The following is a 14598-nucleotide window of genomic DNA, read 5'->3' on the forward strand; positions in this document are numbered from 1 at the left end:
CAGCATAAGTGCCAAAACAGGAAAATCGCAGCCGGTGATCGCCTTTATAGGTCAGTACGGCTTTCATTTGACTAGTAATAAGGTTCGACCATCGCGCGCACGTCGACGCGCGCCTTCAGCCGTGCGGCGAGCAGTGCGGTACCGCTGATCTTGCGCTGCACGAACAGCATGTCGGCCGACGGGATATGCCAGGTCGACCGGTCGCGTGCGATCGCCGCTCCCTCGTCCCGCAGCACCGAGACGAAGCTGCGATCGCCGAAGTCGAAAGGCCCCGTCCGGTTCATCTCTGCCAGGATCACGTCGATCATGCGGTCGATCTGCGGCCGATGCCCCACGACCGCGGCCTCGCCCAGAAAGCCCGCCTGAATGGCGGCGTCGCGGACCGCGTCGCGCTGTCCGGCGAGCCCCGCGGCCAGCAGCCGGCGATACCCGTCTGCCACGACCTGCGGCACCGCACGCGCGGCACCGAAGTCGAGCAGGACGATGCGTCCCGTCTCGGCCTGCCAGCGATAATTCGCGAAATTGGGGTCGGTCTGCATCAGCCGCCAGTCGAGCAGTTCGTGCAGCGTGAGCCCGATCAGCCGCTCCATCGCCGCATCGCGGACGTCCTGGGGTGCGGTCTCGAGGCTCTCGATCGGCGTACAGTCGATATACTCCATCGCCAGCACGCGCGGCGTCGACAATGTCGGCTCGAGTTGCGGGACAACCAGCCCCGCATCGTCGCCCACCAGCGCGCGATAGCGTTCCAGCATCTCGCCCTCGCGGACATAATCCGCCTCGTCGTGCAATTGCTGTTTCGCGTCACCGAGCAGCCGCGTGATGTCGAGCTCCTTGGGCAACAGCCCCGACACGCGCAGCAGCGTCGCAACATTGTCGACATCCGCGTCGATGCTGTCCTTCACGCCCGGATATTGCACCTTGATCGCCAGCACGCGTCCGTCGGGGAGCCGTGCCCGGTGCACCTGGCCGATCGATGCGGCCGCGACCGGATGCGCCTGGAAATGCGCGAAGCGGCGACGCCAGTCCTTTCCCCATTCGGCCGTGAGCACCCGGTCGAGCTGCGCGGGCGGCATGTGATGCGCATCGTTGCGCAGCCTGGCGAGGATCGTCGCCAGTTCGGGCGGCAGCATGTCGCCCGCGTCCATCGACACCATCTGGCCGAGCTTCATCGCCGCACCGCGCAGATGCGAAAGCTGGTCCGCGACCCGCACCGCGTTGGCGGGGGTCAGCAGCAGGTCCGACATGCGCGGACGCTCGCCGCTCGCGAGCCGCCGGGCGCCCTCGGCGACCACCCCGCCCGCGACGCCGCCGGCAAGCCGCCCGAACACGCCGAGCCGCGACAGCCGGCCCCGCGGGATCGACCGCCCGCCACGCGATTGCGATCCCGCGTCGAAGCCGGACTCGTTATCAGCTTGTGGATTTTGTTGAGTGCCCGGCTCCGTGCCGGGCATGACAGGATCTTCGCTCGTCGGTTTATCCTCGGTCTGGAGAGCCCCTTGCGCGAGACCGCTTCTTAGATGGTAAGCTGGGGTGGAGGATCAACCATCGGACCGCCATCCATGACGCCACCTGTTTTCAATACCATCACCCGCCGATCATTGCTCTGCGGCATGGCGACCGCGACGCTCGCCACCGGTCTGCGCGCCGCACCGCCATCGCCGCGCGACGCCCGCGTGCTCGTCGGCACCTATGCGCGCGAGGGCGGCAAGGGTCTGTACACGCTGTCGCATGACCGGGCGCGCAATCGCTGGCAGGTCGAGCCGCCGGTCGCCGGGATCGACGACGCGTCGTTTGCGGTGCGGGCACCCCGCACCGGGCTATGGTATGTCCTGCGCGAGCAGGCGAAAGGGTCGGTGACCGGCTTCACGCCCGACTGGAAAGCCCGCGGCACGATGCCGTCGGGTGGCGCCGATCCCTGCCATGCTGCGTTTGACGACGCGTCCGGCTGCCTCGCCATTGCCAATTATTCGAGCGGCAGCGTCGGCTTCTACCGCATCGATCCCGCGACCGGTGCGCCGGGCGAACCGACGATCTTCCGCCATGAGGGGACCGGTCCAGACAAGAGCCGTCAGGAGGGGCCGCATGCGCACTGGGTCGGGTTCAGCCCCGATCGGCACTGGCTGCATTCGGTCGACCTCGGCGCCGACACGATCTTCGCCTATCGGTTCGATCCGGGAGCGCGCAGCCTTGCCGCACCGGTCCCGGCGTGGCGCGCGCCGCCGGGAACGGGACCGCGCCACCTCGTCTGGCATCCCCGCCTGCCACGCGCCTATGTCGTTGCCGAACTCGCCAACACCGTGACCATGCTCGATGCACAGCCGGACGGGCGCTTCACCACCCGCACGCAGCTGTCCACCCTGCCCGATGGCCATGTCGGGTCGTCCCAGGCCGCACACATCGCGATCGATCGCGCCGGCCGGCATCTCTACGTCTCGAACCGCGGCGCTGACAGTATCGCGGTGTTCGCACTAGATCGCGACGGAGTGCCGACCCTCGTCCAGCACATCGCCGCCGGCGGACACTGGCCGCGCATCTTCCTCCTGCTCGAGGACGAGCGGCAGATGCTCATCGCGAACGAGCGGTCGGGCACGATCGCGGTCATGGCGCTTGGCAAGGACGGCCGTCTCACGCCGACCGATCAGACCCTGCGCGTCCCCGGGGCGGTGTTCCTCGCGCCGACTGGCTGACGATTGGCCCGACCGGTGACGCCCCCGCCTTGCCCTTGCACGGGCCGGGGGATCGGGCATGATCGCACCTCGATCATCGTCAAAGGAGCCGTGCTTGCGCCTCACCCTTGCCCTCGCCCTGTTGTCGGCTGCCCCCGCCGTCGCGCAGCAGCAGCCGATCGCGGCCCCGGCCGACGCCCCGACGCGGCGCTTCACCGGCGCCGACCTGTTCGGCCTGTCGATCGCAGCGGACCCGCAGATCAGCCCTGACGGACGCACGATCGTCTATGTCCGCCGCACCGCCGACGTCATGACCGACCGTGTCCAGTCGTCGCTGTGGCTGATCGACGTCGCGACCGGTCGCCAGTCGCCGTTCGCTGCGCAAGGGTCCGACCCGCGCTGGTCCCCCGACGGCACGCGCGTCGCCTATGCCGCGCGCGACGGCGAGCAGTCGCAACTGTTCGTCCGCTGGAACGCGACCGGCACGAGCGCGCGGGTGACGGGCTTTCCCGGCGATCCGCAGGCGCTCGCCTGGTCGCCCGACGGCACCCGGCTCGCCTATGTCGCGACCGTCGCGGGCGAGGCGACGACGCTCGGCAAGGCACCGCCCAAGCCCGAGGGCGCGAAATGGGCCGAGCCGCTGACGGTGATCGACCGCGTCAATTATCGCAACGATGGCCCCGGCTATGTGAAGCCCGGCCGCGATCATCTGTTCGTCGTCGCGGCGGACGGCGGCGCGCCGCAGCAGCTCACCTTCGGTGCGTTCGATGACGGCGGACCCTTGTCATGGACCCCCGACGGCCGCGGGATCGTGTTCGCCGCGATCCGCGGGCCCGATGCCGAGCGGCAGGTGATGAACTCGGATCTCATCGCGGTCGACACGTCGAGCGGCGCGATGCGGACGCTGACGACCCGCGACGGCCCCGATGCGCAGCCGCGGATTTCCCCCGACGGCACGCGGATCGCGTGGCTCGGCTTCGATGACAAGCGGCGCAGTTACGAGAATACCCAGCTCTACCTCGGCGACCGCAACGCCGGCAGTCCCCGCTCGCTGACCGCTGCGCTCGACCGCGGAATCGAGGATGCGGTGTGGTCCGCCGACGGGCGCAGCCTCTATGCGAGCTATGACGATCACGGCCAGCGCCGGATCGCGCGCATCGGCCTCGACGGCCGGACGACGCCGCTGGTCGACAATGTCGCGGGCGGCGGGCTCGACCGACCCTATACCGGGGGCGAGTTCTCCGTCGCGAGAGGCGGGACGATCGCCTATACCGGCGGCGACGGCAGCGCTCCCGCCGATGTCTGGGTCTCGAGCGGTGGCAAGTCCCGGCGGCTGACGCAACTCAACGCGGTGATGACCGGCGCCAAGACGCTCGCGCCGATCCGCAAGATCGCGGTGACCGCGCCCGATGGCCGCGCGATCGACGCGTGGCTCGCAACGCCCGCCAATCGCACGCCCGGCCAGCGCGTGCCGCTGATCCTGGAAATCCATGGTGGCCCCAACAGCGCCTACGGCCCGGGGTTCGCCACCGACATGCAGCTCTATGCCGCGGCGGGCTATGCCGTGCTGTGGACCAATCCGCGCGGCTCGACCTCGTACGGCGAGGAGTTCGCCAACCTGATCGACAAGAAATACCCGTCCGACGATTATGGCGACCTGATCGCCGCGGTCGACGCGGCGATCGCGGACGGGACCGCGGATGCCGACAATCTGTTCGTCACCGGCGGATCGGGCGGCGGCGTCCTGACCGCCTGGATCGTCGGCAAGACTGACCGGTTCAAGGCCGCGGCGACCCAGAAGCCCGTGATCAACTGGGCGAGCGAGGCGCTGACGATGGACAACACGCTGTTCACCTCGCGCTACTGGTTCACCAAGCTGCCATGGGAGGATCCGATGAGCTACTGGAACCGCTCGCCGCTCAGTCTGGTCGGCAACGTCAAGACGCCGACCCTGGTCGTGGTGGGCAGCGACGATTACCGCACGCCCGTTTCGGAATCCGAGCAATATTACGCCGCGTTGCAGATCCGCGGCATACCGACCGCGCTCGTCAAGGTGCCGGGTGCGAGCCATGGCGGCTTCACCGCACGGCCGTCGCAATCCGCGGCAAAGGCCTCCGCGATCATCGCCTGGTTCGATCGCTATCGCGCCAAGCCGAGCGGATCACGCACCGACTGACCGTCCGGTCGTCACCGCCGGGGCGATGCCCAGAGTGCAGTCTCGTTACTGCCGCACGGATCATGCCGATCCGTGCGGCAGTGCTGGTCACGCCAAGGGGCGTAGCCGGCTCATCGTTCGCCCTCGCCACCCTCGTTTTCGCCACCCTCGCCGCGCTCGTTCTCGCCGCCCTCATATTCGCCTTCGCCGCGCTGGCCACGCTGCTGTTGCGCAGCCCGCGCGCGCCGCGGCGACGTCACCGCATGCCGAGCCTTGCCCGACCGGACGACCCGCCGTCCTTCACCTTCACCTTCACCTTCGCCCTCACCTTCACCCTCACCGACCTGCTGAGCCGGCTGCGACAATGGCTTGGCGGCCGCGTCGCCGATCACGGCTTGGCCCGATTGCGCGATCACAAAGGCGCCGACGCCGATCCATAATTTTGTACGCATACTATCTCCTTGGTCCCGACACGTTGGCCGGGAAGGCACTGAACTGTTAGGGGCGCGTCACCCGGCTTCATGCCGGATTTGCGAGATTTCCCATGATGATCATGATTGCCAACGTCCTGGATGCGGACAATCTCCAGTGGCTGCGAGATAATATGCGCAAGACCCGCTATGTCGACGGCCGACGGACGGCGGGGCGCGAGGCACGAACGGTCAAACGCAACGAGCAGGTCGACCGCGGCGACCCGTTGCTCGCCGAGATGCAGGACCTCGTCGTCGACCGGTTGCTCGACAATGCCCTGTTCCGCATGGCGACGCGGCCGCATGTCGTCCGCCCGCCGCTCTTCAGCCGCTATGATGCGGGCATGGCCTATGGCAGCCATGTCGACGATGCGATCATGGGCGGGATGCGGACCGATGTGTCGGTGACGGTCTTCCTCAGCGAGCCTGAGGATTATGACGGCGGCGAACTGGTGATCGAGTCCGCCGCCGGCGAACAGGACGTCAAGCTGCCCGCGGGCTCGGCGGTCTGCTATCCGACGACCTCGCTGCACCGCGTGGCGCCGGTCGTGTCGGGCGAGCGGCTTGCCGCGGTGACCTGGGTCCGGAGCCTCGTTCGGGACGCGGATGCGCGGGAATTGCTGTTCGATCTAGAAACCGCCCGCCACGCGCTGTTCGAGCGGCTGGGGAAGACGCCCGAACTCGACCTGCTTGCCAAGACACAATCCAACCTGCTCCGGCGCTGGGCCGAGGACTGAACGGCGCGACGCGGATCGTCGTCAGCTTGGTCTGTCGATGAGAGCAAGCGTGGCCGTGTCGCTCGTCCCGGCAAACCAGCGATCGAGCGCGGCACCGAACAGCGGATCCGCCCCCGCCTCGCGGAACAGCGTCAGCGACGATCGCAGCTTCATCGCATCGACCTCACCGAAAACGGCCCGGGCACTCGTCCCCGTCAGCGCGTCGAGCGCTTCCACGCACTGCCGCAGACGCGCCCCGAGCACCGGATGCGCAAGATAGGCCCGCGCTTCCTCGAGTGACACGATCGCATAATGCTGCGCCATCGGGCTTCGTCCGAGCCCGGCAATCTGCGGAAAGATGAACCACATCCAGTGACCACGCTTGGCGCCCCCGCGTATCTCGGCAAGCGCAGACTCGTAGACTGCCGCCTGCGCAGTAACGAACCGTTCGAGATCATAAGGATGGGTCATCACTGCCTGCTTTCACTCAATCCTCGGCTCCCCACATATGGCAGATCCGATAGACGCAGGAAGGACTGGCTGGGGCGGCAGGGTTCGAACCTGCGCATGGCGGCATCAAAAGCCGCTGCCTTACCACTTGGCGACGCCCCAGCAGAGGCGGCCTTATAGCGGCGCGCCCCGACGAGAAAAGCCCTATCGCGTCTTAATCGAGTCGATGGACCCACCCATTGGCATCCGGCGCCAGACCGCGCTGGATCGCGACGAGCGAATCGCGGATCCGCAGCGTCATCGCGCCCGGCTCGCCGCCGCCGATCGTGAAGCGGCCCTCGGGCGACGCGACGGTCCCGATCGGGGTCACGACCGCGGCAGTGCCGCAGGCGAACGCCTCGACAAGCTTGCCGCTCGCCGCGTCGGCGCGCCACTGGTCGATCGCATAGGGTTCCTCGCGCACGGTGATCCCCTGCGCCCGCGCGAGCGTCAGGATCGAATCGCGGGTGATGCCGGGCAGGATCGTGCCCGTGAGCGCGGGGGTCGACAGGCTGCCGTCCGCAAACACGAAGAAGACGTTCATGCCGCCGAGTTCCTCGACCCAGCGACGCTCGACCGCATCGAGGAAGACGACTTGGTCACAGCCCTGGCTGATCGCTTCCTTCTGCGCGAGCAGGCTGGCGGCATAATTGCCGCCGCACTTCGCCGCACCCGTGCCGCCCTGTGCCGCGCGCGTGTAATGCTGGCTGACCCAGATCGAGACCGCGGAGGCACCGCCCTTGAAATAGGCACCGACCGACGAGGCGAGCACCATGTAGAGATATTCGGCGCTCGGCTTGACCCCCAGGAACACCTCGCTCGCGAACATGAACGGCCGGAGATACAGCGCGCCACCGTCGCTGTCGGGAATCCAGTCCTGATCCGTCCTGACCAGCCGCTCGACCGATTCGAGGAACAGCGACTCGGGTAGCTCGGGCATCGCCATCCGGCGCGCCGAATCCTGGAAACGCCGCGCATTGGCTTCGGGCCGGAAGAGCGCGGTGCCGCCATCGGCGAGTCGATAGGCCTTCATCCCCTCGAAGATTTCCTGCGCATAGTGCAGAACCGAGGACGCGGGATCCATCATGATCGGCGCGCGCGTCGTGATCCTGGCATCGTGCCAGCCCTTCGCGTCACTGAAGCGGATCATCGCCATATGGTCGGTGAAGACCCGGCCGAAGCCGGGATCGATCAGGCGCTGCGCACGCTCGTTCGCAGCGACCGGATCGCCACACGGTTCGAACGAAAATGTCATGCTCGCGTCTGGGGACGATGAGGCCTGCGACAACGGAGGATGCATTGAATTTTTCTCTCTTTCCACGGCTTGCCGTCGACTAGGACCGAAGACTAAACCGGTCAACATGGCTGCCTCAGCATCACCCGCTTCACCCCTGTTTCTTCGCGAGCCCGAACTGCGTCGCGGCATGGAACTCCTGTACTTCGGTCAGAGCCATCTGGTCCGGTCGATCGATGCGGGGCTCGCGGAGCAGGGGCTGGGGCGCGCGCACCACCGCGCCCTGTATTTCATCGCCCGCAAACCGGACATGACGGTCAGCGAGCTGCTGTCGCTGCTGGCGATCACCAAACAGTCGCTCGGTCGCGTGCTGAACGAACTCAGCGATCGCGGCTTTATCGAGGTTCGTCCCGGCGATCGTGACCGGCGTCAACGGCTGCTGCGCTTGACGCCGGTCGGCAGCAAGATGGAAAGCGACCTGTTCGAAGCCGCGCGACAGAAGATGTCCGCAGCCTATAATCACGCCGGCCACGGCGCGGTTGCGGGCTATTGGGCGGTGCTCGAAGGCCTGATCCCCGAAGAGGAACGCGAGCAGGTCATAAAGCTGCGCGGCTGACTAGCGCGGCGCGCGGTCGTCGCGGGCGTTTGCCGCCATCTCCGCATTGCGCCGTGCCGACGCCGCCAGGGTGCGAGACAGCAGGGTGACCAGTGCATCGCCGTCGTCGAGCACGTTCAAGCCTTCGCGGGTCGATCCACCCGGGCTCGCGACCCTGTCCGCCAGCACCGCCGGCGAAACGTCCGCGGTGCCGGCCATCCGTGCGGAGCCCTCGAGCGTCGCAAGCGCGAGCCGAGCCGCCTGATCCGCCGGCAGGCCGAGCGCCTGCCCCGCCTTGGCCAGCGCGTCGGCAAAACGAAACACGAATCCCGGCCCGCATCCCGCCAGCGCGGTAACGGCATCGAACTGCGCCTCTGCGGCGATCCACTCGACGAGGCCGAGCGGCGTCATCCACGCCTCCGCGGTCGCACGCGCCGCGCCGTCATCCGTCGCGCCGTGCAGCGCAACCACGCCTTGCCCGATCGCAACCGGCAGGTTGGGCATCGCCCGAACCACCGCCTGCGCCTGGGACAGACGGTCGAGTGCGGCGATCTCGACCCCCGCGAGGATCGAAATCAACAGCTTTGGCGCATAGCGCGCGAACACGGGCGTCTTCAGCGCGCCGAGCTGCTGCGGCTTCAGCGCGAGCATGACGGTTTCAGCGGAAAAGTCGTCGGGGTCGGGCAAAGCGGCGACGACGTGCACACCGGGTGGCATCACGCGCAAACTGGGACTGACGACGGTCACGCTGTCAGGGGAAAGGCCGTCGGCAAGCCAGCGGGCCAGCATCGCCCCGCCCATATTGCCACAGCCGATCATCAGGATCCGCCCGGTCATCGGCACGCCGCGCCCGGGGAAACGCGCGCGATCACGCCTCGCCCTGGGTTTCGATCAATGCCGAGGCAAGCGCATCCGCCGGCGTCTTCCCGCCCCACAGGACGAACTGGAACACCGGATAAAAGCGCTCGCACTCCTCGATCGCCGAGTCGACGAGCAGTTCGGCGGCCGACAGCGACATCGTGCCATCCTCGCCGCCATCGACCATCGCCGCGTGGCGGAACAGCAAGATCCCACTCGTCGACCACAGCTCGAAATGGCCGATCCAGAGCTGCTCGTTGGCGAGCCCGATCGTCTCGTAGACCGCCTGACGCCGTTCGTCGGGCACCTTGATGTCCGGAAACGCCAGGAACTGCAGCACGCTGTCGTCCTCGCGCCACAGGGCGCGCAGTTCGTACGTCGTCCAGCTGCCCTTTACGGTCGCGACGATCTCGTCATCGTGACGTTCATGTTCCCATCCATGCGCAGCATAATAGGCTTCGAGCATGTCGATGGGCGCAGCATCGTCTTGGTCATGGTCGGCGTGGTCGAGCATCATTACGTCCTGGCACTCCCTGTCACGCGACAAAGGGTGCCGGGGCAAAAATGCTCCGACAACCCCGTTCGATCCGAATGCCCAGAAATCTGTGGAAAAGTCAGACGCCGACCTGCATTTTTGCTTCGAGAGCGTCGAGCCGGGCCTTCAGCGCGTCATTTTCGTCACGCGCCGCAGCCGCCATCGACTTGACCGCGTCGAACTCTTCGCGGCTCACGAAATCGAGGCCGCCGAGCCATTCACGGGCACGCTCGCGAACTCCAGACTGCGCTTCGCGGCCGACACCGGCAAAGGTTCCTGCGGCGCCGTTGAGGACCTTCACGAAATCGTCGAACATCCGGTTTTCGGACTGCATTGTCATCATCCTGCTAGTAACTCGCGCCGCGCGCCTCTTCACAACATCTGGGAGGTGCGCGTCGTCGGCACAAGGGTTTCGGCATCGGGGTTGAGCCGGCCTATACCGTATGTGAGCATTCCCGCAAAGCTGATCCACACCATATAGGGAACCATCAGCCACGCCGCCCCGCGCCGGATGCGCGCGAACAGGAATGTCGCCGCGATCGAGAGCAGCAGCATCGCGACGATGACGAGCACCGACGCCCCGATTCGGTGCGCGCCGAAGAACAATGGCGTCCAGGCAAGATTCAACACGAACTGCGCGGCAAACAAGGCGATCGCGCGCCCTCGCCCCCGCGCGCCGCGCGCGTTGAGGATCATTGCGAGAGCCAGACCGAGCAGCACGTAGAGCGTCGACCAGGCGACCGGAAACACCCAGCCTGGCGGAGTGAGCGCCGGCTTCACCAAGCTGGTGTACCAGGCACTTTCGCTCCCCACCGGGACCGCGCGCCCGGCCAGAAAGCCCAGCAGGACGATCAACGGAACGGTCACGATCGCCCAGCGCAGGAACGACATCCTCAGCTGGCCCTTCGAAGCGATGCCTCCCACATACGTCCTTTCAAGACTGATCGGCTTAGTCCTGCCGCGGGAACGCCCTGCCGTAAACCGCAACATGCATGGACCGATCGGGAAGTGTGTCATTCTGCGATGGCCGATCCGGGTCCAGCGCGGGCAGCATCCGGATCCTCAGCCGCGTGGCGCGGCGACCGCATGCGCGGCGATCAGGAACTCGATATTGCCCTCGGGACCGGTGATCGGGCTCTCGACGACGCCCTCGACCTGCCAGCCCTGTGCCTCGAACCAGGCCGCGACCTCGCCGCAGACGCGCGCATGGACGGCCGGATCGCGGATCACGCCGCCCTTTCCGACCTCTTCGCGGCCCGCCTCGAACTGCGGCTTGACGAGCGCGAGGAGTCGCGCGCCGGGACGTGCGAACTGAATCGGGCGCTCGAGCACCTTGGCCAGCCCGATAAAGCTCGCATCGCAGACGATCAGGTCGACCGGTTCGGGGATATGCGCGTCGGTCAGGATGCGCGCGCTGGTCTGTTCATGGACGATCACGCGCGGGTCCTGGCGGAGTTTCCACGCAAGCTGGTTGGTCCCGCTGTCGACGGCATAGACGCGGGCGACCCCGTTGCTGAGCAGCACGTCGGTAAACCCGCCGGTCGACGACCCCACGTCGATCGCCACCGCATCCGTGACCGTCCAGCCGAAATGTGTGAGCCCGTGCGCGAGCTTGATCCCGCCGCGCGACACCCAGGGGTGATCGCGACCCCGCACGTCGAGAACGACGTCGTCCGCCAGCGTCTGCCCCGGCTTGTCGACCTTGCGCGTGCCGGCGAAGACCAGCCCCGCCATGATCAGCGCCTGGGCGCGCGTCCGCGACTCGACCAGTCCCCTGTCGACCAGCATCTGGTCCGCGCGTTGCTTTGCCATACGCCCAGCCTATCGCCCCGGCGTCCGATCATCGCAAGCTGCCTTCCTTTTGCCGCAATGTCTATTGCCCACTGAACTGGTAGGATTATCTTGCGGACAGGGATCGTGATCGGCCGACGTCCCCTAGAGCGTCGATCGATCACGATCCTACCCCCGGGCTCCGGGGGTCTGGAGAAGGAGAGGCGTCGTGGGTTCTTTTGCACCATATGATAGCGTTCAACCGACCATCCTGACGGTCCCCGGGCTCGGCGGATCCGGCCCGTCACACTGGCAGACCCTGTGGGAAGATGCCCGGCCGGATACCGTCCGGGTCGAGCTGGGGATGTGGAACACGCCGCATCGTAACGCCTGGGTCACGCGACTCGACGAGGCGATCCGGCGCGCACAGGCCCCCGTCATCCTTGCCGCGCACAGCCTCGGCTGCCTCGCGGTGGCGTGGTGGGCCGAGCTCAGCCCGCAACCCTATGGCTGGCCCGTCGCCGGTGCGTTGCTCGTCGCGCCCGCCGATGTCGATCGCGGTGGGGCCCAGGCCGAGCTCAAGGGCTTTTCACCGACCCCGCGCGGCCCCCTGCCCTTCCCCTCGATCGTCGTCGCGAGCAGCGACGATCCCTGGGTCACGCCCGACCGCGCGCACAGCATGGCCGCCGACTGGGGCAGTCATTTCGTCGATGCGGGCCCGCAGGGGCATCTCAATGCCGCGAGCGGTATCGGCTGGTGGCGCGAGGGACAGGATCTGCTCGAGCGAGTGATCGCCGCGAGTGGCGACGGTCATGGCCAGGCGCTGCCGCCGAGCCAGGCGCGATCGATCCTCGCCGTCAGCGTAACCGACGCGGCCCAGTCCCACTATCTGGGCAGATAGGCAGGGCGCGCGTCCGGCAGTCGATCCGGATCAGCCGCGCAATGTGTCGTCTGCCGGCATCTGCGACTGCTGATCCTGCTCGTCCGCGGCACGCGCCGCGGCCAGCCCGGCACGCATCCGCCGCCACATGGCGATGTTCAGCGACACCATCACGATCACCGCCAACGCGATGATCACGATGGCTTTGGTCGGCCCGCTCATGCGCGCGCTTCGGCAACCCCGCCCGAATTATGGCGCAGCGCCTTCAGCACGGTTTCCACCAGCGCCGCCGCATCGAGCCCGGCCTCGGCATATTGCGCGTCGGGCTTGTCCTGATCCTGGAAGAGATCCGGCAGACGCAGCGTGCGCAGCTTCAGCCCGCCATCGATCAGCCCCTCGTCGCTGGCCAGCGTCAGCACATGCGCCCCGAAACCGCCGACCGCGCCCTCCTCGATCGTGACCGCAACCTCGTGCGTGGTCAGCAGCTTGCGAATCATCTCGACGTCGAGCGGCTTGGCGAATCGCAGGTCGGCGACGGTGGTTGACAGCCCCTTGGCCTCGAGCACATCGGCCGCCTTCAACGCTTCCTCAAGCCGCGTGCCGAGCGACAGGATCGCCACGGCCTTGCCCTCACGAACGATCCGGCCCTTGCCGATCTCGAGCAGTTGGGGCGTTGTGGGCAGGGCGACGCCCGTGCCGTTGCCGCGCGGGTAGCGCACGGCGATCGGGCCGGTGTCATACTGCGCCGCGGTGTGCGTCATATGGACCAGCTCGGCTTCGTCCGCCGCCGCCATCACGACGAAATTCGGCAGCGTCGCGAGATAGGTCACGTCAAACGATCCGGCGTGCGTCGCGCCATCCGCTCCGACCAGCCCGGCACGATCGATCGCAAAGCGCACCGGCAGGTTCTGGATCGCGACGTCGTGGACGACCTGGTCATAGGCGCGCTGCAGGAACGTCGAGTAGATCGCGCAGAACGGCCGCATTCCCTGTGCGGCGAGTCCGGCCGCGAACGTAACGCCGTGCTGTTCGGCAATGCCGACATCGAAGAAGCGATCCGGATAGGCCTTGGCAAAGGCATCGAGGCCGGTGCCCGACGGCATCGCCGCGGTGATCGCACAGATCCGGTCGTCCTTGGCGGCCTCGGCGACGAGCTGCGCACCGAACACGTTCTGATATTGCGGCGGTCCCGGCGGGGCCTTGGTCTGCACGCCCGAGATCACGTCGAACTTCTGCACGCCGTGATATTTGTCGGCCGCGGCCTCGGCGGGCGCATAGCCCTTGCCCTTCTTGGTCACGACATGGACGAGGATCGGGCCCTCCTCCGCGTCGCGCACATTCTCGAGCACGGGGATCAGATGCTCGAGATTATGCCCGTCGATCGGCCCGACGTAATAAAAGCCGAGCTCCTCGAACAGCGTACCGCCCATCGTCATGCCGCGGGCGAACTCGTCGGTCTTCCGCGCGGCGTTGTGGAACGGCCGCGGCAAGCGGCGCGCAAGCTTCTTGGCAAGCTCGCGAATGCCCAGGAACTCGCGGCTCGACACGATCCGGCTGAGATAGGCCGACAAACCGCCGACCGGCGGCGCGATCGACATGTCGTTGTCGTTCAGGATCACGACGAGGCGATTGCCCGCCTGCTCGGCATTGTTCATCGCCTCATAGGCCATGCCCGCCGACATCGCGCCGTCGCCGATCACGGCGATGCCCTTGCCCGGCGTGCCCGCGATCTTGTTGGCGACCGCGAAGCCGAGCGCGGCCGAGATCGACGTCGAGGAATGCGCAGCGCCGAACGGGTCGTATTCGCTCTCGCTCCGCTTGGTGAAGCCGCTGAGGCCGCCACCCTGGCGCAACGTCCGGATCCGGTCGCGACGGCCGGTCAGGATCTTGTGCGGATAGCATTGATGCCCGACGTCCCAGACGAGACGGTCGCGCGGCGTATCGAACACATAATGGATCGCGGTCGTCAGCTCGACCACGCCGAGCCCCGATCCGAGGTGGCCACCCGTCGTGCCGACGGCCGAGATCGTCTCGGTCCGCAGTTCATCGGCAAGCTGGCGAAGCTGGTCGGGTTTCAGCTTGCGCAGGTCATCGGGGGTCGAAACCGTGTCGAGCAACGGGGTTACAGGAGTATCTGCCATCCCACCGGCTTATCGCAGCACAGGTTTGGTGTCGATTGTTACCGAACGAAACCCCGCCATCCGCGGATATTTCTACGCAGCGACGCCTG

The 14598-nt window shown here is 67.1% G+C and carries 16 protein-coding genes and 1 tRNA gene; 6 read left to right on the forward strand and 11 right to left on the reverse strand.

Annotated features, from left to right (window positions below; translation table 11 throughout):
- Positions 1–71: 71 nt before the first annotated feature.
- A complete protein-coding gene (locus IFT54_RS09500) occupies positions 72–1451 on the reverse strand; it encodes an ABC1 kinase family protein (protein WP_192070441.1) in 1380 nt (459 codons plus the stop codon).
- A 108-nt stretch (positions 1452–1559) separates the two neighbouring features.
- Here IFT54_RS09500 and IFT54_RS09505 point away from each other — a divergent pair, with 108 nt between their 5' ends.
- From IFT54_RS09505 to IFT54_RS09520, 4 genes are all read left to right on the forward strand, one after another.
- Positions 1560–2687, forward strand: coding sequence for a lactonase family protein (locus IFT54_RS09505; RefSeq protein WP_192070442.1), 1128 nt, complete (start codon positions 1560–1562; stop codon positions 2685–2687).
- 58 nt (positions 2688–2745) lie between these two features.
- Positions 2746–4842: an alpha/beta hydrolase family protein gene (locus tag IFT54_RS09510; protein WP_192070443.1), complete on the forward strand. Its 2097-nt coding sequence runs from the start codon at positions 2746–2748 to the stop codon at positions 4840–4842.
- Positions 4843–4904: 62 nt separating this feature from the next.
- On the forward strand, positions 4905–5261 hold the full coding sequence (locus tag IFT54_RS09515; RefSeq protein WP_192070444.1) for a hypothetical protein: 357 nt from the start codon (positions 4905–4907) through the stop codon (positions 5259–5261).
- Positions 5262–5365: 104 nt separating this feature from the next.
- Complete coding sequence (locus IFT54_RS09520) at positions 5366–6028, forward strand: Fe2+-dependent dioxygenase (protein WP_183935667.1); 663 nt, start codon at positions 5366–5368, stop codon at positions 6026–6028.
- Positions 6029–6049: 21 nt separating this feature from the next.
- On the opposite strand, the gene IFT54_RS09525 is transcribed toward IFT54_RS09520, so the two are convergent.
- From IFT54_RS09525 to IFT54_RS09535, 3 genes are all read right to left on the reverse strand, one after another.
- Complete coding sequence (locus IFT54_RS09525; RefSeq protein WP_192070445.1) at positions 6050–6478, reverse strand: DUF1810 domain-containing protein; 429 nt, start codon at positions 6476–6478, stop codon at positions 6050–6052.
- A gap of 66 nt (positions 6479–6544) precedes the next feature.
- A tRNA-Gln gene (locus tag IFT54_RS09530) sits at positions 6545–6619 on the reverse strand.
- A gap of 52 nt (positions 6620–6671) precedes the next feature.
- On the reverse strand, positions 6672–7751 hold the full coding sequence (locus tag IFT54_RS09535; RefSeq protein ID WP_031395653.1) for a branched-chain amino acid aminotransferase: 1080 nt from the start codon (positions 7749–7751) through the stop codon (positions 6672–6674).
- Positions 7752–7857: 106 nt separating this feature from the next.
- Here IFT54_RS09535 and IFT54_RS09540 point away from each other — a divergent pair, with 106 nt between their 5' ends.
- Positions 7858–8346 carry a MarR family transcriptional regulator gene (locus tag IFT54_RS09540; RefSeq protein ID WP_031395654.1) on the forward strand — a complete coding sequence of 163 codons (489 nt, stop codon included), beginning with the start codon at positions 7858–7860 and terminating at the stop codon, positions 8344–8346.
- Here IFT54_RS09540 and IFT54_RS09545 read toward each other — a convergent pair whose 3' ends face one another.
- The 5 genes from IFT54_RS09545 to IFT54_RS09565 form a co-directional block, all read right to left on the reverse strand.
- Positions 8347–9162: a pyrroline-5-carboxylate reductase family protein gene (locus IFT54_RS09545; protein ID WP_192070446.1), complete on the reverse strand. Its 816-nt coding sequence runs from the start codon at positions 9160–9162 to the stop codon at positions 8347–8349.
- Positions 9163–9193: 31 nt separating this feature from the next.
- The gene (locus IFT54_RS09550; RefSeq protein WP_446740666.1) at positions 9194–9700 is read right to left on the reverse strand and encodes a YbjN domain-containing protein; all 507 of its coding nucleotides are present in this window, start codon (positions 9698–9700) and stop codon (positions 9194–9196) included.
- A gap of 97 nt (positions 9701–9797) precedes the next feature.
- Positions 9798–10052 (reverse strand): accessory factor UbiK family protein, encoded by a 255-nt coding sequence (locus tag IFT54_RS09555; RefSeq protein WP_031395657.1) that lies wholly within the window; start codon positions 10050–10052, stop codon positions 9798–9800.
- 38 nt (positions 10053–10090) lie between these two features.
- Complete coding sequence (locus tag IFT54_RS09560; protein ID WP_031395658.1) at positions 10091–10609, reverse strand: TspO/MBR family protein; 519 nt, start codon at positions 10607–10609, stop codon at positions 10091–10093.
- Between the two features lie 171 nt (positions 10610–10780).
- Positions 10781–11530, reverse strand: coding sequence for a TlyA family RNA methyltransferase (locus IFT54_RS09565; protein WP_192070447.1), 750 nt, complete (start codon positions 11528–11530; stop codon positions 10781–10783).
- 187 nt (positions 11531–11717) lie between these two features.
- Here IFT54_RS09565 and IFT54_RS09570 point away from each other — a divergent pair, with 187 nt between their 5' ends.
- A complete protein-coding gene (locus tag IFT54_RS09570) occupies positions 11718–12389 on the forward strand; it encodes an alpha/beta hydrolase (RefSeq protein WP_192070448.1) in 672 nt (223 codons plus the stop codon).
- 30 nt (positions 12390–12419) lie between these two features.
- Here the strand turns inward: IFT54_RS09570 and IFT54_RS09575 are convergent, their stop codons facing one another.
- Positions 12420–12590 (reverse strand): hypothetical protein, encoded by a 171-nt coding sequence (locus IFT54_RS09575; RefSeq protein ID WP_192070449.1) that lies wholly within the window; start codon positions 12588–12590, stop codon positions 12420–12422.
- A complete protein-coding gene (gene dxs, locus IFT54_RS09580) occupies positions 12587–14509 on the reverse strand; it encodes a 1-deoxy-D-xylulose-5-phosphate synthase (RefSeq protein WP_031395662.1) in 1923 nt (640 codons plus the stop codon). The genes IFT54_RS09575 and dxs overlap by 4 nt, the downstream gene beginning before the upstream one ends.
- Positions 14510–14598 lie beyond the last annotated feature (89 nt).

Source organism: Sphingomonas sp. CFBP 13714 (genome assembly GCF_014842205.1).
Taxonomy (GTDB): domain Bacteria; phylum Pseudomonadota; class Alphaproteobacteria; order Sphingomonadales; family Sphingomonadaceae; genus Sphingomonas; species Sphingomonas aerolata.